We start from the raw sequence: 21928 nt of genomic DNA, 5'->3' as shown, positions 1-21928 counted from the left end.
ATTTTGGCGAGGAGAAAAGCGGGATGATTCCAGAAAAATCAGGGCGGCTGGAATTTGCCGCCCTGAGTCAGGCGTTATGCGACGTGCTGCAGGAACTCGCGCAGGCGCGGGCTCGGCGGATTGTCGATAAGTTCTTGCGGGTTACCGTCTTCCGCCACGCGACCTTTGTCGATAAAGATCAGGCGGGAAGCCACTTTCGCGGCAAAGCCGACTTCGTGGGTAACGATTACCATGGTCATGCCTTCTTCGGCCAGATCCTGCATAACTTTCAGCACTTCATGACGCAGTTCCGGGTCGAGAGCCGAGGTTGGCTCATCAAACAGCATCATCTTCGGCTTAACGGCAAGGGCACGGGCGATGGCCACACGCTGCTGCTGGCCACCAGAAAGTTCTGACGGATAATGATGCGCGCGTTCCGCCAGGCCAACCTTCGCCAGCAGCTCTTTCGCCAGCTTCTCAGCCGCGTCTTTTTTCATGCCGCGGACGCGAATCGGACCGAAGGCGACGTTTTCCAGCGCCGTCAGGTGCGGGAACAGATAGAACTGCTGGAACACCATGCCGGCTTCCTGACGGATCAGACGATCGTCTACCTTCGGATCGTTCACTTTCAGGCCGTCAACAATCAGGTCGCCGCTGGTGATCTCTTCCAGCTTGTTGATGCAGCGCAGCAGGGTCGATTTGCCGGAGCCGCTTGGCCCGATAATCACCACCACTTCACCCTGTTTGATGTTCAGGTCAATATTGTGCAGCACCTGGGTTTGGCCAAAGTGCTTAGAGACGTTTTTAAATTCAATCACAGGATTTTCATCCTTCTTTCAAGGCGACGCAGCACGAAGCTCAGCACCAGGGTAATAATCAGATAGAAGACCGCAACGGCGCTCCAAATCTCCAGCGCGCGGAAGTTACCGGCGATAATTTCCTGACCCTGACGAGTCAGCTCTGCTACACCGATAACGATGAACAGCGAAGTGTCTTTAATGCTGATGATCCACTGGTTACCCAGCGGGGGCAGCATACGGCGCAGCGCCAGCGGCATAATTACGTGACGGATGGTTTCACGTTTTGACAGCCCAAGCGCAAGGCCCGCTTCCTGGAAGCCTTTATGGATAGAGAGCACCGCACCGCGGGTGATTTCTGCGATGTAGGCCCCGGAGTTGATCATGATGGTGACGACTGCCGCGCTGAACGGATCGATACGCAGATCGGTAAAGGCCATCGGCAGGGCGAAGTAGATAAACATCACCTGCACCACAATTGGCGTGCCGCGAATCACTTCGATGAAAACAAGCGCTACGTGGTTGGCAATCCAGCCGCCGTAGGTACGAGCAAAGCCCGCCACTAAACCAATTACTAAACCGCCGCAAAGACCCAGGATGGAAATCCATAGGGTCATCTTAGCGCCTTCAAACAAGATGGGAATTGCAGGCCAAATGGCGCTCCAGTCAAACTGCATGATGTGTTCCTGTTGTCTACCGTGGTTCACCTCTTCGGGCTTCAGGCCGGAGCCTTGCAGCGTGAGAGGCGTTTAATAATAAGAGGGGCGAAAGGCGCCCCTCAGGTCTTACTCATACTTAGAATTATTATTTAGGCTCGGTACCGAACCATTTTTTGTAGATTTCGTTGTACGTGCCGTTCTCTTTCAGGGTTTTCAGCGCGCCGTTGATTTTGGTGCGCAGTTCGTCGCTACCTTTAGGCAGGGCGATACCGTACTGCTGAGCTTCCAGAGACTCACCTACCGCTTTGAACTGACCGTTGCCGGCGGTTTTGATGAAGTACAGGATGTTTGGCGTGTCGTGCAGAACCGCGTCAGCGCGGTTGGTGCCCAGTTCCATGTAGGCGTTATCGATGTTCGGGAACTGACGCAGGTCTTTGGTTTTGATGTTAGCTTTTGCGTAATCAACGGAGCCGGTGCCGCCTTTAACCGCGACCACTTTACCGTCCAGATCTTTCACGCTTTTGATGTCGTTGTTATTGGCTTTGACCATCACCAGCAGGCCGCTTTTGTAGTAGCCGTCGGAGAAGTCGATCGCTTTTTCGCGCTCAGGGGTGATGGTGATCCCGGCCAGCGCCAGGTCAACGTTTTTGGTCTGCAGGGCAGGGATGATGCCGCTGAAATCCATTGGCTTCAGGGTGTAGTCCAGCTTCAGTTCTTTGGCGATAGCCGCCCACAGATCCACGTCAAAGCCGACATACTGGTCGCCTTGTTTAAATTCGAAAGGAACGAACGCGGTGTCGGTTGCAACAACCAGTTTTTTATCAGCGGCATGGGAAGATACAGCGAAAGCCAGGGTAAGTGCAGCCAGTGAAACTTTCAAAATCGACTTCATAGCATTTCCTTTGTTAATCCACGGGGCGATCCCCTGCGTCAGCGGCGACTCATGAAAGAATCGTGCCAAATTTGCAACTTACTGTTTTTGCAAGGATGTGGTTATTTAACATTGCACATTAAGCGTTGCAAGCGGGTCATAACGCACCGTTATGGTGCACCATTTTGGTGCGCGAAATGGACCGGCAGGGCAGAGGTTAGTTTTACCGCGAAATCAGTGGACAAAACAATCATTCGTTAACGATTGTGTGAGGTGATTATTACATTTGATTAACGTTGGGCTATGAATTAATCGATGGTCTGCGCTGTTTTGGTGCAGGCTCCGCCCCCGGGCGGAGGAGGAGCCATAGGAAAATGCTCTGGTTATTCGATATTGGACTCAATGAACCACAGGAATTTGTCCAGATCGCGGGAAGCGGCGGTGAAAATATCTGCGGTATCTTCGTCTGTTGCTTCACCAATGGCTTTACGCACATCGTTCGCCACGATGGCATAGCGATCGGCCAGCTCTTTCAGGTGTTCCTGAACGGTGTGAATGTCCAGTGGATAGCTTTTCAGCGGGGTTTTGCTGTTGATCACCTGAGTGGTGCCCAGCGCCACGCCGCCAAGCTGCACGGCACGTTCTGCCATGGTGTCCAGGTGCTCGGTCAGCGCCGTACGGAAGCCGTCCAGCATTTCGTGTACGGCAATAAAATTAGCGCCGCGCATATTCCAGTGAGCCTGTTTGGTAATCAGCGACAAGTCGATGAACTGGACGACCTGGCGATTCAGCAGCTCGATGGTGGCTTTTTTCTCGCTGTCTTTCACATCATTGCGGGTATATAGCAGGTTTGTAGATTTAGTTTTTACCAGTTTAGCGGTGCTCATAATCTTTCATCCTCTTGATGTTGGTGTCCCAATGAATTACCGGGAATAAGTATAGCACCGCTTTTTTAGTTTGCTGGTGAGGATAATACCTATCGAACTGATAGTAAGAGAAAAATGGAAAAGATTAATTTGTTATTTAACAGATGGTTATTGAGAGTTCTTAATTTATGTCAAAAATCATTAATAAATATGACGGCGAAAAGAAAATAATTCTTATTGAGTATTACAGTTGACAGGAATATAAGTGCTTGATCAAGGGTAGATCATCTAATGCGGCAATTGTCACCGCATTAAATGCAGGGAGAAAGATTAATTTATTTCGACGTTTTTTATCTGTGCTTCGCGTTTCATGGTCAGCGTTGAGCCCACCGATGCCGCAATAATCGAGAGCAGTGCCAGCCATTGCACCAGAGTCAGATGCTCCCCGAGGAACAGCATACCCGACAGCGCCGCAAGGCCAGGCTCGAGGCTCATTAGCGTGCCAAAGGTGCGGGTAGGAAGACGGGTTAATGCAATCATCTCCAGCGAGTAAGGCAGCGCTGTAGAAAGCACGGCAATCGCCAGGCCGACGGGCAGCAGTGACCACTGCAGCAGCGAGCTGGTGGCTTCCCAGGCGCCCAGCGGCACAAAGATAATGGCCGCAATCAGAGAACCAAACGCGACCGTGGCCGGGCCGTGCTCTGCCCCTGCCTTTTGCCCGGCAATAATGTAGATAGCCCAGCAGGCACCGGCGCCCAGGGCGCAGGCCGCGCCGGCCAGATCTACGTGGGAGATGTCCTGACCCAGGGGAAGCAGGAACCACAGCCCGGCCACCGCCAGCACGACCCAAATAAAGTCCACCGCCCGGCGTGAGGCAAAAAGCGCCACGGCGAGCGGCCCGGTAAATTCTAACGCTACCGCAATGCCGAGCGGCACGGTGCGCAGAGAGACATAAAAGAGATAGTTCATGCTCCCCAGCGCCAGGCCATAAAACAATAAAGGCAGGCGTTGCTCAGGCTTAAAACGCAGGCGCCAGGGTTTAAAAATCACCGCGAGAATGAGCGTGCCTAAAAACAGGCGCAACGCAGTAACGCCCTGGGGGCCGATTAGCGGGAATAATGATTTCGCCAGCGATGCGCCGCTTTGAATCGAGGTCATGGCGATAAGTAAAACCACGATCGGCAGCCAGCGCGGCATATTACGGGAGGTTTGCGGCATCCTGCACCTTGTCAGTATTTGTTTATGTTTGGTCAAGAAAATAAAAGTCTGCCCAGTCTAAAGGATTAAGTTATGGCCGGTTGAACTTTCATTAAGAAAAATTCTCATGACGTGGAGTACGATCGGCGGACTTTTGTCAGTTTGTGTCAAAAAGAATTCCAGAATTATCTGAATGACGATGTTGTTAAAGGGATTAAAATTTGCCTCGCGAAGCGGTATTTCCCTTTTTTTTTAGTGATTTAGCATGTAGTGGAAATGTTATGTTACAGGAAAAAGATCGTTAGACAACACAATTGGCGAAGAGTTTCTGTCATGGTTTTGTTATATTTAAAACTTAGGACTTACTTGAAGCACATTTGAGGTGGATATTATGAAAAAAATTGCATGTCTTTCAGCTCTGGCCTGTGTTCTGGCCGTCTCCGTAGGTACCGCATCTGCAGCAACCAGCACCGTAACCGGTGGCTATGCTCAGAGCGATATGCAGGGCGTCGCTAACAAAGCTGGCGGTTTCAACCTGAAATACCGTTACGAAAATGATACCCCGCTGGGCTACATCGGTTCCTTTACCTACACCCAGAAAAGCGACACTTCTGACGGCGTGTACACCAAAGGTCAGTACTACGGCATCACCGCTGGTCCTGCTTACCGCATCAACGACTGGGCAAGCATCTACGGTGTAGTGGGTGTTGGCTACGGTAAATTCCAGGCTACCGAATTCCCTGCCGCTCACGATTCCGTTAGCGACTACGGCTTCTCCTACGGTGCTGGCCTGCAGTTCAACCCAATCGAAAACGTTGCTCTGGACTTCTCCTACGAGCAGAGCCGTATTCGTAGCGTTGACGTGGGTACCTGGATCGCTGGCGTAGGCTACCGTTTCTAATATCCCTTCCGGGATAGAAATAAAAAATCCGCCCAAGTGGCGGATTTTTTTTATCGCTAAACCGGCAAAAGTTAACGTGTCCTGGTCTCAAACATATCCGTCTGCAGATGAGTATAGTCCACTTTCTTCAGGTTGAAATTGGTTATCCAGATTGGCCCGGCCTTTTGCTCGGAAATAAACTTGTACTTCGGCGTAAGTTCTTTGGCCTTGATCCCCGTCCACGCAGAGAAGAAATTGAGAAAATCATTGGCGCTGCGACGTGCTTTGATCAGCCGATGAGTGGTGTCATCGCTCGACAACACCATAAACGGCACCTGGAAATTCTGCTGGAACTTGTCGTCGTGCGCCAGATATTGCACGTCGGTTCCACGTTCTTTAAAGGCGAGCCCGTGGTCGGAAAAATAGACCATTGAGAAGGTGTTCCCGGTGTTTTGTAGCTGCAGATAAAGCTGTTTTAGCAAGTCGTCGGTTTGCGTCATGCTGTAGATATAGCAGGATGTTTCTTTAGACTGCACAAAATCTTTGTATTTCCCCTGGGTACGATCGCAGGCCTGCGGGTGCGAACCCATCAAATGCAGCACAATCAGCTGCGGCGTATTGCGCTGAGTAGCAAAAACCTGAGCCGTCATTTTTAGCAGGGCTTCATCGCGGGTATTTTTATCGGCCTCAAAATCCCCATTTTTCAGGAACTGTACTTCGTCTGCGCGTTTAGCAATGCTGGCGATGGCGGTATCGTATTCGCCGATTTGCCCCTGATTTGAGAACCACCAGGTCTGGAAGCCTGCGCGGTTCGCCAGGGTAACAAAATTGTCCTGGTATTGAGGTTTACCATCCACGACGCGGTTCAGCGTCAGCCCAAGCGACTTTTGCGTTGAGCCACTGGCGGAGACGTAGTCCATAAACAGGCTGCCTTTTACCTGGCTTGCAAAGGGAGTGTTGTCCCAGTGGCCGCCAAAGGCACCCAGCGCATCACGGCGGGCGCTCTCACCAATTACCACGACATAGGTATGGTATTTAGGCTGCACCGACAGCACGTTCCAGGAATCTTTCTGCTGTGAAAGCGCCTTCATACGGGCCTGTTCTTCGACGACCTCATGGTTGTTGACCACAACGTCTTTCACAAAGCGCACTACCGGGTAGCCGGTATCTTTAAATTTAAACACGCCGCCGTAGGCGAGGTTGGTCACCGGCGTGACAAAAAAACAGACCACGCTGACGGCCAGGCATAAGCTATCGAAATGACCCCAGGGGCGCTTTTCTTCACGTTTACGGCGCAGTGCTATTACGCCAAGGGCAAGAATAAAGAGAGAAACCACATAGCTGTACCACGGGAAGATGGTCATGATTTCCGTGGATTCTTCAAAATTGGTGGAGTGCAATGCCAGCAAGGTATTGAAGTTGGGGGATCCGTAGGCCTGGCCGAACGGGAAGTACATTGCTGCCACAAGGCTGCAAAGTCCAAGCAGGGCTTTCTGGACGCTGGGAGCGGTGCGCCACAGCAGCATAAGGACGCAGCTAAAGGCAATGGCGTAAAGCAGGCTGAAGGCATAGCCCAGCGCGAAGTTTATCAGTAGAGACTGCAGAAAATAGAAACCAGCCCAGGGATTCAGCGCGATTCCGCGCGCAGTCAGGGTATCTTTAACCGTTACATTCATCTTTATTATGGTCTTGCAAAACGCCATGCGGTGACCCTGGCGATAAGGGCAGAGCCTGCCTGACAGACGGAAACGAAGGGGAATTGCACCGCATCTGCGAGCCGCTTCATGTGCAGGGCTGCAAGAAGATAGAGCCGTAAGATAAGAATATCAACTGATAACAGAGCGAGGTTTTGCGAAGCTGATTGCAAATCCGATAAATGATGGGGTTAAAGCTCGGCCAGATTAGCCATTAACGGGGATTCTGCAGGGGAATTGTGACAAAAGAATGATCGCTGGCGCTGAACGCTAAACAAAATCGCCAGGCGGCGGGGCCTGGCATTATTGTTGTTTTTCTTCTTTCTGCTGGGGTTTACCGGCAACCCAATCACAAATCATGTTCAGCAGCATTAAGCGTACCTGGAAGGGAGATTGTGTAAACACGTTGATGCACCTCTTAAATTCATTCATAGCGTCCTCCTGTTAGCCGTACGACCGTTTTTCCATAAACGAGCCTGACTGCATTACATACAGGTATAGCACAGGCTATATTTTATAGCCACGGCTATTTCGTTAATTTTTTGTGGATGAGCAATGCTGGTTTACAATAAAGCCTTCCGTCGTCAGATGACGACGCCGCGCCACTGGAAGAGGAAGCACTATGAGCCGTCGGGCAGGGCAAAAGAACAGCGAAAAAGTGACGCCATTACCGAATATTGAAGAGCATGTTGAGGGCTTCAGGCAGGTTCGCGAGGCGCACCGCCGCGAGTTAATTGATGATTATGTTGAGCTGATTTCAGATTTGATTCATGAAGTGGGTGAAGTTCGCCAGGTAGATATGGCGGCTCGTCTGGGAGTTTCCCAGCCGACGGTTGCCAAAATGCTAAAACGCCTGGCGTCCGTTGGGCTGATCGAGCAGATCCCATGGCGCGGCGTCTTTTTAACGCCGGAAGGTGAAAAACTGGCGCAGCAGAGCCGGGAACGGCACCAGATTGTTGAAAATTTCTTCCTCGCGCTGGGCATCAGCCCGGAGACCGCGCGTATTGATGCCGAAGGTGTGGAACACCACGTCAGCGAAGAGACGCTGGAGGCTTTCCGCAAATTCAGCGCAGAGCGGGGCATCGGTTAAACATGCTGCTGCGTCTTGCGCAGCCGTTCCTGCGCGATCGATTCCTGCATTTATTGTTGTTAATCGGCGTCGCCCTGAGCCTGGCGGCGCCGTTCCGCCCGGCTTTGTGGCCCGCAGCTATCGACTGGCATACCATTATTACGCTGGCCGGGCTGATGATGTTGACCAAAGGCGTGGAGCTGAGCGGGTATTTCGATGTGCTGGGCCGCAAGATGGTAGCGCGATTTGCCAGCGAGCGGCAGCTGGCGCTGTTTATGGTTGCCGCGGCGGCGGCGCTGTCGACTTTTCTCACTAACGATGTCGCGCTGTTTATCATCGTTCCCCTGACCATCACGCTAAAAAAACTCTGTTCCGTACCGGCAAGCAAACTGATTATCTTTGAGGCGCTGGCGGTGAATGCCGGCTCTTTGCTTACGCCCATAGGTAACCCGCAGAACATCTTGCTGTGGGGGCATTCCGGGCTCTCTTTCGGCGCATTTACCTGGCAAATGATGCCCCTGGCGCTGGCCATGACCGCCAGCCTGCTGGTACTGGCATGGCTGTGCTTTAGGCCAAAGCCGCTGCACTACGACGGCGACGTCAGCGAAACCAGGTGGCAGCCTAAGCTGGTCTGGTGCTGTCTGGCGTTTTATATCGTCTTTATTCTGGCGCTGGAGCTAAAGCTTGAGCTTTGGGGGCTGGGGCTGATTGCGCTTGGGTTCCTGGGGCTGGTGCGCAAAGTGCTGCTCAGTATCGACTGGAGTCTGCTGCTGGTGTTTGTAGTGATGTTCATTGATGTGCACCTCATCACCCAGCTGCCAGCGTTGCAGCACTCGCTTCAGGATGTGACTCAGCTCTCTTCTGGCGGGTTATTTAGCCTGGGCATTCTACTTTCTCAGTTTATCAGCAATGTGCCTGCCACTATTTTGCTGCTGAACTATGTGCCTGCTTCGCTGCTGCTGGCCTTCGCGGTTAATATCGGCGGCTTTGGCCTGTTGCCGGGTTCACTGGCTAATCTTATTGCCCTGCGTATGGCGAACGACCGCCGCATTTGGTGGCGCTTCCATCTCTATTCTCTCCCGATGCTTCTTTGGGCCGCGCTGGTCGGCTACGGCTTATTATTGCTTTTGCGTTAGCGTCAGCTCAGGCAGAAACAGGCAAGGAATGAGCAGAAATCCCCCATTCCAGAATCGCGCGCGACGCGTATAACTGGCAGTCCGCACTCTTCCTTCCTGAAATCCTGAACATGAGGTACCGCTATGCGTTATAAAAAATTGGGTAACACCGGCCTGTTTGTTTCAGAACTTTGCCTGGGTACCATGACCTTCGGTGGTGAAGATGGAATCTGGGGAAAAATAGGCCAGCTCGCGCAAAATGATGCCGACAAGCTGGTTGGACGCGCGCTGGAGGCCGGGATTAACTTTATTGATACCGCCAATGTTTACTCCGGCGGGCGTTCGGAAATTATCACCGGCCAGGCGCTGAAAAACCTGAATGTGCCGCGTGAGAATGTGGTGGTGGCCACCAAAGCGTTCGGCGAAACCGGCTCCGCCGGGCCCAACTCCCGCGGTTCATCGCGTTTTCATCTGCTGAATAGCGTTAAAGAGAGCCTACAGCGGCTGCAGCTCGACTATATCGACCTGTACCAGCTGCACGGTTTTGACCCTGCAACGCCGATAGAGGAAACGCTGCGGGCGCTGGACTCGATGGTGCAGCAGGGGCTGGTACGCTACATCGGCGTTTCTAACTGGGCGGCCTGGCAAATCATGAAGGCGCTGGGGATCTCCGAACGTCTGGGGCTGGCACGCTTTGCCTCTCTGCAGGCTTATTACACCCTTGCCGGACGCGATCTGGAGCGAGAGCTGGTGCCGATGATGCAAAGCGAAGGCGTCGGTCTGATGGTGTGGAGCCCGCTCGCGGGGGGCCTGCTCAGCGGCAAGTACGATCGCGACGGGAAAGCCGAAACCGGAAGCCGCCGGCTGGAGTTTGACTTCCCGCCGGTAAACAAGGATCGCGCGTTTGATTGCGTGGATGTGATGCGTCACATCGCCGACGCCAAAGGCGTTTCTGTGGCGCAAATTGCGCTGGCGTGGCTACTGCATCAGCAGGCGGTGACGACGATCATCATTGGCGCGAAACGCGTTGAGCAGCTCGATGACAATATTGCCGCGACGGGCGTTCAGTTGAGCGCGGATGAACTTGCAAGGCTGAATGCGGTGAGCGAGCTGCCGCGCGAATATCCGGGCTGGATGCTCGAACGGCAGGGCGAATATCGCCGGGAACAGCTGAAGAATCAGTCATAAATCGGGAATAATCTAGCCCTCACCCCGGCCCTCTCCCGGAGGGAGAGAGGGAAAACAAGCGATGCGATAAAACTATCGTTTCAGCTTCAAATGCAGCAAAGGGAAGGGATTCCCTTCGCCGTCGAGTTCAGAGCGCCCGGTTTGTGCGAACCCCATATGAAGATAAAAGCCCACGCCCTGCGGGTTTTGCTCATTCACATCCACCTCATCGACCTGCAAATGTTCAATGGCATACTGCAGAAGCTGCTTGCCCACGCCCGTGCCACGGCTTTCAGGCGACACAAACAGCATTTCAATCCGATTTTCGTGACAGCCGATAAAGCCAAGCGGCTCGCCGGTGTCGCTGGCTGCCAGCAGCATCGGGATCTGCGGCATATAAAGTTCGCGGACCTGCGGCTTCAGCGCCCTGATATTTTCCTCAGGTAAAAAATCATGCGTGGCGCGCACGGACGTTTCCCAGATTTCCGCCAGGGTATCAAAATCTGACGGGGTCGCTTGTCTTATCGTTAACATTCTTGTTCTCAGAGATCGTTAGTTAAACGGCGCTTCTTTCTTCAGGATCTTGTCGATCACATCCAAAACGCCTTGTTGATTGCAGTGTCCGGCCTGGTAGCTGGCAATGCGTTTGATTTTGTCCGGGGCGTTAGCCATGGCAAACCCGTACCGGGCCTGGGTCAGCATCTCGATGTCGTTGCCGCCGTCGCCAAAGGTCACCACTTCGCTGTCCTGGATACCCCATTTGTCCTGCAGGATCCGCAGGCCGTTAGCCTTATGAATCCCCGGAATAATCAGGTCGATAGAGCCGTGCCCGCTGGTGACCGGCACCATAATGCCTTCCAGCTCTGCGCCCAGAGCGGCCATGGTTTCATCGAGCTGGCTGTCCGGCAGGTTCAGGGCAAATTTGAAGAACACGTCGTCAAGGCCGGAGAAGTTTTCTACGTGTTCAAGGCGGTGATAGTACTTCGCCGCCAGCGCTTTAAAATCGTCGTCATAGCCGTTGAGGGTGTAACCGTTGCGCTTGCCGCAGGCGATGATCTCCACGTGCGGCAGGGTCAGCAGGTGATCGACCACGGTGTTGAACTCTTGTCTGGTCAGCTCGCCGTTGAACAGGTCTTCGCCTTCGCTGACCACCCAGCCGCCGTTATCGGCGACAAAAGAGATCTCGTGGGCAATCTCCGGGAAGAAGGAGATCAGCTGGAAATACTGGTTCCCGCTGGCCACCACAAAGCGAATGCGTTGCTCCTTCATTTGCTGATATTGCGCGGCAAAGCGTTCGCGATTGTAGGTTTTATCGTCATTAAGAAAAGTGCCGTCCATGTCTACTGCAATCAGTTTGATGCTCATTGAACTCTCCATTATTCAGTTTCTAAAGTCTGCCCGGAAGATTGCCCCGGTTTAGCCACCGCGCGGGCGACCAGGGCCGCAATCACCATCAACGTCAGCACGACTAACATGGCCTGACGCAGCCCGTAATGCTCGCCGAGGAAGCCCAGCAGCGGCGGGCCGACTAAAAAGGCGACATAGCCCGAAGCGGCGACGACGCTGACGCGACTGGCCGGATCGGGGCCGGTATCGCCCGCCGCTGAAATGGTCAGCGGGAAGCCTAAAGAGGTGCCCAGCCCCCACAAAATCACCGACACGCCCGCAAGGAAGGCGTTGTCGACAAACACAATGGTGCCGATGCCAATAATGCCCATAATCGCGCAGGCGCGGACCACAATAACGCGGCTGTAGCGGTCGATAAACCAGCCGCCGGTGAAGCGCCCGACCGTCATGCCGAGGGTAAAGCCCACGTAGATAAGCGACCCGGAGGTCGGGCTAAAGCCGTGCCCGTCCACCATCAGCAGCGGCAGCCAGTCGTTGGCTGAGCCTTCGGCAAAGGCCATCGCCAGCACGACAAAACCAATCAGCAGCAGCTGAATATCTTTATAAAACGGGCGGTGCGGCTCGTGTGTTTCGGTTTTCTCCGGGTTATCTTTGCCCACGCCGTGCGGCACGGCGATAAGCGCGATGGCAATTGGCGCAATGGTCAGCAGGCCTATCAGCAGCAGGTGCCCCCAGGACACGACGTTCCACGCGGTTAACGTCAGGCCAATCCCGGCGCCAACGAGCGTGCCCAGGCTAAAGAAGCCGTGCATCATCGGCAGCACCGTTTTCTTCATCAGGCTCTCGATAATGGCCCCTTCAACGTTCATCGCCACTTCTGATGACCCCATACCGCTGCCGAGCAGCGCCAGGCCGAAGGCAAACAGCACCGGGGAAGCCAGGTACAGCGCGAAGCTCATCATTAACATTCCGGCGACCATCAGCGTCATGCCGCTGCGAATAATGGTGCGGGTGCCAAAGCGTTTCACCAGCCAGCCGGAACAGAGAATACCGCCCATCGACCCTATCGACAGACCAAATAATACGATGCCCATTCCGGCCGTTGAGACGCTGAGCGTATCGCGGATGGCGGGCGTGCGTGTGGCCCAGGATGCCATCACCAGGCCCGGAAGGAAGAAGAAGGTGAATAACGCCCAGGTACGGAGCTGTAGGGCTTTTCTCTGCGAAACAGACATGAACAACAACCAGTGAAAGAGAAACAGGGGAGCAGACTAGCAAGCTTGTGTACATTTGTACACATCCCGGTATAGACTCTTTCTCATACTCTAAATTCAGGTAGGTAAAGATGAGCAAAGCCCCGCGTCGCAATGACCCCGAACGCCGCTCGCGCATTTTGCAGGCAACGCTGGATATGGTGGTCAAGCACGGCATCAGCGATATCACGCACCGCAAAATTGCCGCTGAGGCTGGCGTTTCGCTGGGGTCAATGACCTACTATTTTGCCGGGATTGAGTCGCTGCTTTGCGAAGCGTTTACCCTGTTCGCCCACCAGATGTCGGACAGCTACCGCGAGCGTATGCAGCAGGCCACCAATCGCGATGAGGCCTGCGAAGCGATTGTCGATATGATTTGCGGCGGCTGTGTGGCCACGCCGTATAACATGCAGGTGATGTACCAGCTTTACGCTTATGCCAGCTGTAATCCGCAGCTAAAAGACATCATGCAGGAGTGGATGATTCGCAGCCAGCAGGCGCTGGAGCCGTTTTTCGACCCGCTCACCGCCCGAGCGCTGGATGCATTCCTGGAAGGCATGACGCTGCACTATGTCACCGATCGCGAGCCGATGGGCCGGGACGATATGCGGGTGATGGTGCGCAGGATTGTAGGGGCAGGGGATGCAAAATAAAGCGAGTAGAGGGGCTGGTAAGCGTTTGTTATTGAAGCCTTAAAAAATAAAAACCCATTTATGTAAATGGGTTAGTGAAAACAATGGTTTGCAGTATTATCAATAAGTTAGGTTAGTGGTAAGGAGTGGCGATTACGGGGCAATGCCAACCGCTGCCGCCATTTTGTCGCCACTTGGCTCATCGTGACTTACTTTAAACGCCAGGGGCCTTTCTCCTCGACTTGCTCCACCGTTCCCTCTGACTCAAGTTCGCGGAGAAGGGCTACTACCCAGTATTGTTGCTGTGTACTTGGGGCTTTAGGGTAATCTCCCCAGTCCAGACCACAGAGACGAAATACTTCTGCTTGTTTCACTCCCTTACCATTAATGTGTCCATCCGGGTGTTTTGCCAAAGCAGCGAGAGCCAGTTCTTTTGCTTTAGTACGTAGCTCCAGCCCCTGTTTCTGTAACTCATTCATAATCAATCTCCCTGATAATCAAGACCGTCCTAATGATACTCCGCGAATGTCAGGCGCGCACGTGAGCTGAATCTAAGGATGGTTGACCCATGGTTGCCAAGGGATTAAAGCGCAGGGCTGTTTCCAGGTAATCGGGTGCCTGGTGGGATACTTACAATGCGACCTGCGACATTGAATCTGACTGAGCTGGTGATTGTAAGCGTTAATTGCAGAGTTGCTACGGTAGAAGCGCTTGCAGCGCAAGACTGCCCGGAATGGCAGGACAATTACTGGCTGATAAACCATGGATAATATTCATCAGGTTGAAGACTGGCTTAATGCGTTGCTGGAAAGAATCAATCCAGCAGAACGCCGCAAACTAATGCGTGATGTGACCACAAAGCTACGCCAGCAACAGCAGCAAAACATCCGGATGCAGAAAAACCCAGACGGTAGTGGGTTTGAGCCCCGCAAAGCCAGCGGTAGAGTGAAGCAAGGTCGGGTAAAAGCTCAAATGTTTCGCAAGCTGCGCACTGCGCGGTATATAAAAACTCGCACAACTTCTGATACTGCTGAGGTTGGATTAGATGCCAAAGTGCAACGCATAGCCCGCGCGCATCATTACGGACTACATGACAGAGTACGTAAAAATGGACCTTTAGTTATGTATGCTCTAGACAGTTGTTAGGAATAAGTGAAAAAACAGACAAGCTGCTTTATGGCACTATTTTAAAGCAGCTATCTCTCAAATAGAAAATTACCAAACTACCACAGAAGATGCGTCATAGAATTCAACTGATATATTATGGCTTCCAATATACTTCAAGGCATTATGCATGGCATCCTTGTTTAACTGTGCATTTGGATTCCCAAAAATGCTTACATAAACCTTTGTCACATTTGATGATTTTATTTTATCAAATATATGTTTATCAGTTTCATCCATAGAGTGGCCATGAATAAATAAAGTCCCCTCTAACTTACTAAGCCTACGACTACAATAGCTAAGGTATGGGTTGGATTGTATTTTTTGTTCTTTTTTGTCAGCAGTGGGTTCTGATACAAATAATGGGAAGTTACCATTATTTAAATTATGTCTCACTTGATCAATGATCGTTGCACCATAAGGATCGTAAACATGTTTTTTTATTGCTCCTTGTTCTTCATAAATATGCAATCCACCATGTAAAAAAAATACATTTTGTGACGGTATATCAAAACTCCATGTTTGAGGCCATCTAAACCCATCGTCTGTGTCGTAATTTACTGGGGCTAAAAGGTTTTGGTTTCTTGCCCAATACATTAATAGATCATAGTTTAAAGTAAAAAGGTTCTTGAATTTACTAATAAATAATCTTGAGTTTATATAATTTGCATTTGGAATTTCATAAGGATATGAAGGGTGTGTTTGTGAGACGACATCTATAAGTGCATTTTTTACCGAATCCTGATCAGCTTCAATTTGATTAATGATAGCTGCTTGAGAACCGTATATTGTTAATATGTTTTTAGCATGACTTAGTTGCTGCATTGCGACTTCAAAGTCATATGTGCTAACACTATCAAAAATTCTTCTTATGATTGCATCTCTATACCCAAAATTTGCTGAATTATAGAGGTTGCTATAGTGGAAAATTGTAGCGTCCCAAGCCTGTGAAAATCCATTTCCCATTAGCAGATGGGGTTTACCTGTTTCCACTGCGTGATTATAGGCATTGTCAAAAGTAAGCACTTTTAGTCCTTTTTAAAAGAATGAAAAATTTCACTTAGTTTTTTGTGTGGGAAACCACACAACCAAATAATCTATATCACAAAATCCTAATAATGTATTCTTCAAAAAATGAATACAAACCTAAATTAATGCTATCGCCGCTGCCATTTTCGCAAAACTTACAGGGGCTAAGCTGGCTTGGAATGGTGCAGTTGTCTCGCAGGGCCGCACTGCTGTCACTGGCCATTGGATGACAGAATGAGCCACTGGTCAGCAAAGGGACGTCCACTGTGGATAAGATTGAGCACCGCGGAACGCCAGACAGATTAACCGTTCGTGCCTGCAGTGCCGATTTCAGGGAAACGCTGAACATCAAACGGAAGCGCTCGTGACATGAAACCACCGTGGGTACGGTAGTCAGTGAGATTTCGACCCGGCACAAACTCACGACAGAACTGGATAAAGAGCTAGAAGCTCAGACGGTGGACCATCTCGACTAGACAAATGAGTCAGACTGTAGTTTTCTGATGCGCATAGCTAAAGAGTATGGCGCCATTGCCGCGATTAAAAATGGCAATCTGCTGTTCATCCGGTAGTGACGAGGAAAAACAAACCCTTGTCGGTAATGACCATTACCCGTGCGGCTGGCGATGGCCATCGTTTTAGCTTGGTAGATCGTGGCGCTTATACAGGAGTGACGGCCAGCAGGCTTCATACCCGTGAGACTAAGCAAAAACTAGTTGTGAAGGTTAAGCGTCATAAAAAGAAAGCGACCAGCAAACCCACCAGTGCTACGGAGCTAAAGCAGGGAGATTATCTAGTCGGAACGGATGAAAACGTGCTGGTATTAAGCCGGGCCTATGCTAACTGGGTAAACGCCGAACGGGCAGCTAAGGCCACATGGGAACGCATCAGCGCGGTGCTGCATCGTTCCCAATCCAACTGGCAATGGGGTGTGCTGATTTGTTCCCGAAGCTACCTGTTAGGGTGAATGGTTTCAAAAACCAGATTGATGAAGCGGAATGGATTATTACCACAGTGACCAACAGCATCAGTGACAGTGGGTTCATAACAAGTCTGGAGCTTGAAGTAAAAATGGATGATTTAGAAATGGAATGATGCGATATCATTGTTGCGGATAGTGGAAAAATGGTGAGGGCATAGAAATGATGAATTGTCCTATGTGTGGACAGGCGGTACATACCCGAAGCAGCTTCCAGGTTTCCAATGAAACCAAAGAACGATACAACCAGTGCACCAATATTGAGTGCGGGCATACGTTTGTGACGCATGAGACTTTTGTCCGTTCTGTGTGCCGTCCACAAAAGATCAGCGCCGCACCGCCTCATCCAAAAAGAATGCAGGAAGAATTATTTTCTAAAAAAATCAAAGTAATTCATATTCTTAGCTTCTAATGGCAATGCAGTTCAAGGTAGAGGATTGTTAATTTCCTGCATACTAAGTGAACGAGGCTTCTTAGTAGTAAGTGCCTTTAGCAACAATCCCTTCCTCACGCATTTTGGCTATAAATGGGACGCCATCGTCAATTAGATGGCTTTCATCCGACATTCTCTCTGAATTTTCTTCCGCAGCACAAATTGTGTCGCCAATTTCCTGCTTATGTAACCGTAAGCATTCTCTTCCTATCCCCAACCCTTTACAATTTTCGAGGCTAAGATCAGTGATGTAGTAATAGTCGGGCAGAGGCTCTTCATTTTGAACCAACATCAGACTGATGCTACCCAGTTTTTTGCCATCCTGAAAAACCTCAATGCACTCATCTTCAAGATCAATCTGATAGGTGTTTCCATCATTAGCTACAAAATTATAAAAAGACATAAAACCTTCCTAATTGAGATTTTTGAAATGCACGTTCTACTTCAATGCCTGATTAATATCACTTTGAAACAGCACATCCAAGAAAATTTTACTTAACTTCATACAGTTAAAGCAATTTCATGTTATTGACATGAGCATTCCAAATATATCGCGCTAGTTTTTGTGATGATTTCCTTATGGAATATCAATTTCAAAAGTTGCGCCGCCATTTTGTCGCCATACATAGGAAAGTAGTCGTGTAAGTGGTTGATTTGACGTGTAGTAAATTTCAGGCAACAAAAAACCCATCAACCTTGAACCGAAAACGGCGGGGTTGATGGGCTCCACAAATTGGGGACATCAAAGAAAAGCAGTGGCACTAATTCAGACTGACGCCCCGAAAGAAAGTTCGCTCTGGCATAAAAAAAAAGTATTTTTCTTTGTCTGTGGTGACGATCACAAACCTGGCCATATCACGACAATTAGTGTCCCGGCCAGCGTTAACAATACGTTAGCGATAGCATAGGTGCCGGCATACCCCAATGCAGGAATGTTGCTGCGGGCGGTGTCGCTGATGATTTCCATCGCTGGCGCACAGGTTCGTGCCCCCATCATCGCGCCGAACAGCAGCGCACGGTTCATTCGCAGCACATAGGCGCCGAACAGGAAGCAGATAATCACCGGCACCAGGCTCACGATAAGGCCGGAAATCAGCATCTGGCCGCCCACCGCACCGAGGCCGTTGCTGATCCCGCTGCCGGCGCTCAGGCCAACCCCCGCCATAAACACCATCAGGCCAAACTCTTTCACCATATTCAGCGCGCCCTGCGGAATGTAGCCGAAGGTAGGGTGGTTGGCACGCAGGAAGCCAAGCATGATGCCCGCGAACAGCAGGCCAGCGGCGTTACCGATGCCGAAGCTAAACGAGCTGAACTGGAAGGTGACCATACCCACCATCAGGCCAATAACAAAGAAGGCGCAGAAGGCCAGCAGGTCGGTTATCTGGCTGTGGATAGAGATAAAGCCGATGCGCTCGGCGACGGTTTTGACGCGCCTGGCATCGCCGCTGACCTGCAGGACATCGCCTTTGTTCAGCACGATGTTATCGTCGATAGGCATTTCAATCTGGCTGCGGATCACCCGGTTCAGGAAGCAGCCGTGGTCGGTCAGCTTGAGCTGCGCCAGGCGGCGGCCCACGGCATTGTGGTTTTTCACCACAATTTCTTCAGTGACGATGCGCATATCCAGCAAATCGCGGTCGAAAACCTCTTTGCCGTTTCTGAAGCTCGGGTCAAGGCGTGAGTGCGAATCCGGGTAGCCCACCAGCGAGATTTCATCGCCCATTTGCAGGACGGCATCTCCGTCAGGGTTAGCCAGAATGCCGTTGCGGCGAATACGTTCGATGTAGCAGCCGGTCTGGCGATAAATCCCCAGTTCACGCAGATTTTTGCCATCGGCCCAGGCAACCAGCTCTGGCCCGACGCGGTAGGCACGGATCACCGGGAGGTAAACTTTACGGCTCGCGTCGGTATCCAGACCGCGTTCGCGGGCAATTTGCTGGGCGCTGGTCTGCAAATCCTGGTGCTGCAGCTTTGGCAAATAGCGAGCCCCTACGATCAGGCTGACGAGGCCAATCAGGTAGGTCAGGGCATAGCCGAGGCTCAGATTATCCAGCGAGGTCGCAAGCTGTGCGGCGGGAATGCTTGAATGGCGAAGTGTATCGCCCGCTCCGACCAGCACGGGCGTGGAGGTCATCGCGCCCGCGAGCATACCGGCCGTCAGGCCAATATCCCAGCCAAACAGTTTGCCCAGCCCCAGTGCAATCAGCAGTGCGCTGCCGACCATCACCAGGGCCAGCATCAGGTAATTTTTGCCATCGCGGAAGAAAATAGAAAAAAAGTTTGGCCCGGCTTCGACGCCAACGCAGAAAATGAACAGCATAAAACCCAGATTTAGCGCATCGGTATTGATCGAGAAATGCTGTTGCCCGAGTAATAAAGAGACCACTAAAACACCAATGGAATTACCCAGTTGCACCGGACCGAGGCGTAATTTCCCCAGGCAGAGTCCGAGCGTTAGTACAACAAATAACAAAAGGATGTAATTCCCGTTTAACAAATCTGCGACGTTTATATTCACGAAGGCTAACTTCTTGTTTACCAGTAAGCTGTTGAAAGAGATAGGTTTATGCGCTAAGGTTTTGACGGTTCCGTCAGCGGCGACCGGCAAATTATCACGCATATAAATATCTCACGCGACGACCGAATTTCAGCCGCTAGTTTAATCTTTCTCTGTATCAGCGGCTAGTAAGAATATTGTGCTAAATGTGGCAATGCTTTATCGGCATGGATGGCCAGGCATTATCAAATCGGGTAAAGACGCTGCGGAATTTTCCGGTAGGGTATTTTCGAGCAAAAGCAGATGTCAGGAGGTAAAATGCACAGACGCGCGCAAAGGTGGTTGGGAATTACCTGCTGCTTCGTGCTCTTTATTCTGGTTTTTCTTTCGCTGCGCCTGGATGTGATGGGGCAGTTTATTGCCACCGGGCATTATGAGCTTGGGCTGCTCTTTTTCCTCTTCCCGGGAGCCGCGGCCAGCTTTTTTTCCCAGGGCGATAGAGTGGTCAAACCGCTTGTGGGAGCGATGCTTGCTTCGCCGTTTTGCCTGTTGATTGCCCACCTGTTTTTCCCCGTAACGCGTTCTTTCTGGCAGGAAATGGCCTGGGTGCTGAGTGCGGTATTCTGGTCGTCCCTCGGCTCGCTGTGTTATCTGCTGGTTATAATGTGCCGGAGCCGGAGCCGCACCCATAAAAAAACCGACTCCTGAGAGTCGGTTTTCTGCATTCTTAAAACTTACTGCGCGGTCTGGAACAGGTTCAGATGTTCTTTCGCGTAAGCTTCAAAATCGGTGCAGCCGCCAATGTGCTTCTGATCCAGGAAGATCTGCGGCACGGTTTCAACCGGTTTGCCCACGGTTTTTTCCAGGTCAGCTTTGGTAATGCCTTCGGCGTGGATGTCAACATAACGGAAGTTGAAGTCATCACGCTCGGCGGTCAGTTTCTCAGCCAGTTCTTTAGCGCGAACACAATATGGGCAGCCAGGGCGTCCAAAAATTACTGCAAACATGCTCTCTCCTCAGTTTTTATGGCCGATACGAACCGGCGAATGCGTTTATAATGCCGATATGCGTCACATTTTTAAAGAAGGTCGTGCCTGTTAGTTCGATGCCCGTAGGCTATCTGCGCTGAAAGGGCGTGGCGCGGCCTCGATGATAGCTGGTCTGAACACAGGAGACGCTGAGATGCAAGCGGTCGGATCGTTACCGAAGTTGGTGATTGTGCTGGAAGCGGCGGGCATAGGTTTTTTGGCGCTCGCTTTTCTCTCGCTGCAGGGATACCTGACGCTGCCCGCACCTGTGGCCACTGCCACGGCAGCCATAGTCATGGTATTTATTGGCCTTGGGCTGATGCTGCCGGCGGCAATAATCATGACGTGGAATATTGCTCAACGCCTTGCACTGCAGCTGACGCAGCCTGATTCTGCATCAAAACACTCTGATTTAAAAAAGCCAAAGGAAAATCACGATGACGCCGACCATTGATCTGCTTCGTTCCCACCGCTCAATTCGTCATTTTACCAGCGAACCTATTACCGACGAGCAGCGCGAAGCCATAATTGCCAGCGCACAGGCGGCCTCGACTTCCAGTTTCCTCCAGTGCAGTTCAATCATTCGCATTACGGATAAAGCGCTGCGCGAGCAGCTGGTGCCGCTGACCGGTGGTCAAAAGCATGTGGCAGAAGCGGCCGAGTTTTGGGTGTTCTGCGCCGACTTTAACCGCAACCTGCAAATCTGCCCGGACGCCCGGCTTGGGCTGGCTGAGCAGCTGTTATTGGGCGCAGTTGATACCGCTATTCTGGCGCAGAATGCATTTACCGCCGCAGAATCGCTGGGGTTAGGCGGCGTCTATATTGGCGGCATCCGCAACAATATTGAAGCGGTGGGAGAGCTGCTGGGCGTGCCGAAATACGTATTGCCGCTGTTTGGCCTTTGCCTTGGCTGGCCTGCCGCCACGCCGGATATCAAGCCGCGTATGCCGGCTGCGATGCTGGTGCATGAAAACCGCTATCAGCCGCTGAACAGGCCGTTGCTGGACGAGTACGACGAGCAGCTGGCGCAGTATTATCTGAGCCGGGACAGCAATACCCGGCGTGATACCTGGAGCGATCACATCAGCCGCACCATCATTAAAGAAAGCCGGCCTTTCATTCTTGATTATCTGCATAAACAGGGCTGGGCGACCCGCTAGTTAACGTGGCCGCCAGGCAATCAAAGCGGTAACCGATACATTTTCAGTATTAATCGTGGCCTCAAACGGTATTGGTTTCATCCGTCGGTGAGTCGTTATAACTGCTGAA

24 protein-coding genes and 2 pseudogenes are annotated in these 21928 nt (G+C 51.5%); 11 read left to right on the top strand and 15 right to left on the bottom strand.

What is annotated here, in order from left to right:
• Positions 1-74 precede the first annotated feature (74 nt).
• The 5 genes from glnQ to rhtA all read right to left on the bottom strand — a co-directional run bounded on the left by glnQ (position 75) and on the right by rhtA (position 4390).
• A complete protein-coding gene (gene glnQ, locus F3J29_RS10575; protein WP_008461025.1) occupies positions 75-797 on the bottom strand; it encodes a glutamine ABC transporter ATP-binding protein GlnQ in 723 nt (240 codons plus the stop codon).
• A complete protein-coding gene (gene glnP, locus F3J29_RS10570; RefSeq protein ID WP_008461026.1) occupies positions 794-1453 on the bottom strand; it encodes a glutamine ABC transporter permease GlnP in 660 nt (219 codons plus the stop codon). Before glnP ends, glnQ begins: the two co-directional genes overlap by 4 nt.
• A 127-nt stretch (positions 1454-1580) precedes the next feature.
• On the bottom strand, positions 1581-2327 hold the full coding sequence (glnH, locus tag F3J29_RS10565) for a glutamine ABC transporter substrate-binding protein GlnH (protein WP_008461028.1): 747 nt from the start codon (positions 2325-2327) through the stop codon (positions 1581-1583).
• Between the two features lie 362 nt (positions 2328-2689).
• Positions 2690-3193, bottom strand: a complete 504-nt coding sequence (dps, locus tag F3J29_RS10560) for a DNA starvation/stationary phase protection protein Dps (protein ID WP_166865957.1) — start codon at positions 3191-3193, stop codon at positions 2690-2692.
• A gap of 309 nt (positions 3194-3502) precedes the next feature.
• On the bottom strand, positions 3503-4390 hold the full coding sequence (gene rhtA, locus F3J29_RS10555) for a threonine/homoserine exporter RhtA (protein ID WP_166865955.1): 888 nt from the start codon (positions 4388-4390) through the stop codon (positions 3503-3505).
• Positions 4391-4760: 370 nt separating this feature from the next.
• Between rhtA and ompX the strand changes: the two genes are divergently transcribed.
• Positions 4761-5270, top strand: a complete 510-nt coding sequence (gene ompX / locus F3J29_RS10550) for an outer membrane protein OmpX (protein WP_039301427.1) — start codon at positions 4761-4763, stop codon at positions 5268-5270.
• A 71-nt stretch (positions 5271-5341) separates the two neighbouring features.
• Here the strand turns inward: ompX and F3J29_RS10545 are convergent, their stop codons facing one another.
• Entirely contained in the window at positions 5342-6925 is a 1584-nt protein-coding gene (locus F3J29_RS10545; RefSeq protein WP_166865953.1) for a phosphoethanolamine transferase, read from the bottom strand.
• 321 nt (positions 6926-7246) lie between these two features.
• Positions 7247-7375: a manganase accumulation protein MntS gene (gene mntS / locus F3J29_RS10540; RefSeq protein WP_008461033.1), complete on the bottom strand. Its 129-nt coding sequence runs from the start codon at positions 7373-7375 to the stop codon at positions 7247-7249.
• A 190-nt stretch (positions 7376-7565) separates the two neighbouring features.
• Between mntS and mntR the strand changes: the two genes are divergently transcribed.
• The 3 genes from mntR (at position 7566) to F3J29_RS10525 (ending at position 10315) form a co-directional block, all read left to right on the top strand.
• Entirely contained in the window at positions 7566-8033 is a 468-nt protein-coding gene (gene mntR / locus F3J29_RS10535; protein ID WP_008461034.1) for a manganese-binding transcriptional regulator MntR, read from the top strand.
• A gap of 2 nt (positions 8034-8035) precedes the next feature.
• Positions 8036-9148 carry an SLC13 family permease gene (locus tag F3J29_RS10530; protein ID WP_166865951.1) on the top strand — a complete coding sequence of 371 codons (1113 nt, stop codon included), beginning with the start codon at positions 8036-8038 and terminating at the stop codon, positions 9146-9148.
• 123 nt (positions 9149-9271) lie between these two features.
• The gene (locus tag F3J29_RS10525; protein WP_166865950.1) at positions 9272-10315 is read left to right on the top strand and encodes an aldo/keto reductase; all 1044 of its coding nucleotides are present in this window, start codon (positions 9272-9274) and stop codon (positions 10313-10315) included.
• Between the two features lie 72 nt (positions 10316-10387).
• On the opposite strand, the gene F3J29_RS10520 is transcribed toward F3J29_RS10525, so the two are convergent.
• Genes F3J29_RS10520 through F3J29_RS10510 form a run of 3 tightly spaced genes read right to left on the bottom strand, consistent with a single transcriptional unit; the run spans position 10388 to position 12876 of the window.
• Positions 10388-10828: an acetyltransferase gene (locus tag F3J29_RS10520; protein ID WP_166865948.1), complete on the bottom strand. Its 441-nt coding sequence runs from the start codon at positions 10826-10828 to the stop codon at positions 10388-10390.
• An 18-nt stretch (positions 10829-10846) separates the two neighbouring features.
• Positions 10847-11659 (bottom strand): Cof-type HAD-IIB family hydrolase, encoded by an 813-nt coding sequence (locus F3J29_RS10515; protein WP_166865947.1) that lies wholly within the window; start codon positions 11657-11659, stop codon positions 10847-10849.
• A gap of 11 nt (positions 11660-11670) precedes the next feature.
• Positions 11671-12876 (bottom strand): MFS transporter, encoded by a 1206-nt coding sequence (locus F3J29_RS10510; RefSeq protein ID WP_166865945.1) that lies wholly within the window; start codon positions 12874-12876, stop codon positions 11671-11673.
• A 110-nt stretch (positions 12877-12986) separates the two neighbouring features.
• Between F3J29_RS10510 and F3J29_RS10505 the strand changes: the two genes are divergently transcribed.
• Positions 12987-13547, top strand: coding sequence for a TetR/AcrR family transcriptional regulator (locus F3J29_RS10505; protein ID WP_166865944.1), 561 nt, complete (start codon positions 12987-12989; stop codon positions 13545-13547).
• Between the two features lie 188 nt (positions 13548-13735).
• Here the strand turns inward: F3J29_RS10505 and F3J29_RS10500 are convergent, their stop codons facing one another.
• Positions 13736-14005, bottom strand: coding sequence for a hypothetical protein (locus F3J29_RS10500; RefSeq protein ID WP_166865942.1), 270 nt, complete (start codon positions 14003-14005; stop codon positions 13736-13738).
• Between the two features lie 283 nt (positions 14006-14288).
• On the opposite strand from F3J29_RS10500, the pseudogene F3J29_RS10495 reads away from it, so the two are divergent.
• Positions 14289-14737 (top strand): annotated as a pseudogene (locus F3J29_RS10495) (phage virion morphogenesis protein).
• A 4-nt stretch (positions 14738-14741) separates the two neighbouring features.
• Here F3J29_RS10495 and F3J29_RS10490 read toward each other — a convergent pair.
• On the bottom strand, positions 14742-15716 hold the full coding sequence (locus F3J29_RS10490; RefSeq protein WP_166865941.1) for a DUF4917 family protein: 975 nt from the start codon (positions 15714-15716) through the stop codon (positions 14742-14744).
• Between the two features lie 245 nt (positions 15717-15961).
• Here F3J29_RS10490 and F3J29_RS10485 point away from each other — a divergent pair.
• Positions 15962-16814 (top strand): annotated as a pseudogene (locus F3J29_RS10485) (contractile injection system protein, VgrG/Pvc8 family).
• Positions 16815-16861: 47 nt separating this feature from the next.
• A complete protein-coding gene (locus tag F3J29_RS10480; protein ID WP_166865939.1) occupies positions 16862-17110 on the top strand; it encodes an ogr/Delta-like zinc finger family protein in 249 nt (82 codons plus the stop codon).
• Between the two features lie 61 nt (positions 17111-17171).
• Here F3J29_RS10480 and F3J29_RS10475 read toward each other — a convergent pair whose 3' ends face one another.
• Positions 17172-17534, bottom strand: a complete 363-nt coding sequence (locus tag F3J29_RS10475; RefSeq protein ID WP_166865937.1) for a hypothetical protein — start codon at positions 17532-17534, stop codon at positions 17172-17174.
• Between the two features lie 435 nt (positions 17535-17969).
• A complete protein-coding gene (locus F3J29_RS10470) occupies positions 17970-19652 on the bottom strand; it encodes an aspartate:alanine antiporter (protein WP_008461047.1) in 1683 nt (560 codons plus the stop codon).
• A 297-nt stretch (positions 19653-19949) separates the two neighbouring features.
• Between F3J29_RS10470 and F3J29_RS10465 the strand changes: the two genes are divergently transcribed.
• Positions 19950-20339, top strand: coding sequence for an inner membrane protein YbjM (locus F3J29_RS10465; protein WP_166865935.1), 390 nt, complete (start codon positions 19950-19952; stop codon positions 20337-20339).
• A gap of 26 nt (positions 20340-20365) precedes the next feature.
• On the opposite strand, the gene F3J29_RS10460 is transcribed toward F3J29_RS10465, so the two are convergent.
• Positions 20366-20638 carry a GrxA family glutaredoxin gene (locus tag F3J29_RS10460; protein ID WP_008461049.1) on the bottom strand — a complete coding sequence of 91 codons (273 nt, stop codon included), beginning with the start codon at positions 20636-20638 and terminating at the stop codon, positions 20366-20368.
• Between the two features lie 175 nt (positions 20639-20813).
• Between F3J29_RS10460 and F3J29_RS10455 the strand changes: the two genes are divergently transcribed.
• Positions 20814-21113, top strand: a complete 300-nt coding sequence (locus F3J29_RS10455; RefSeq protein WP_166865933.1) for a DUF1418 family protein — start codon at positions 20814-20816, stop codon at positions 21111-21113.
• On the top strand, positions 21097-21819 hold the full coding sequence (nfsA, locus tag F3J29_RS10450) for an oxygen-insensitive NADPH nitroreductase (protein WP_166865931.1): 723 nt from the start codon (positions 21097-21099) through the stop codon (positions 21817-21819). Before F3J29_RS10455 ends, nfsA begins: the two co-directional genes overlap by 17 nt.
• Positions 21820-21928 lie beyond the last annotated feature (109 nt).

The sequence above is a fragment of the Enterobacter sp. Cy-643 genome, assembly GCF_011752815.1.
Taxonomy (GTDB): domain Bacteria; phylum Pseudomonadota; class Gammaproteobacteria; order Enterobacterales; family Enterobacteriaceae; genus Cedecea.
Note: the sequence above shows the minus strand (reverse complement) of the source record. Positions and strands in the feature narration are given on the sequence as shown.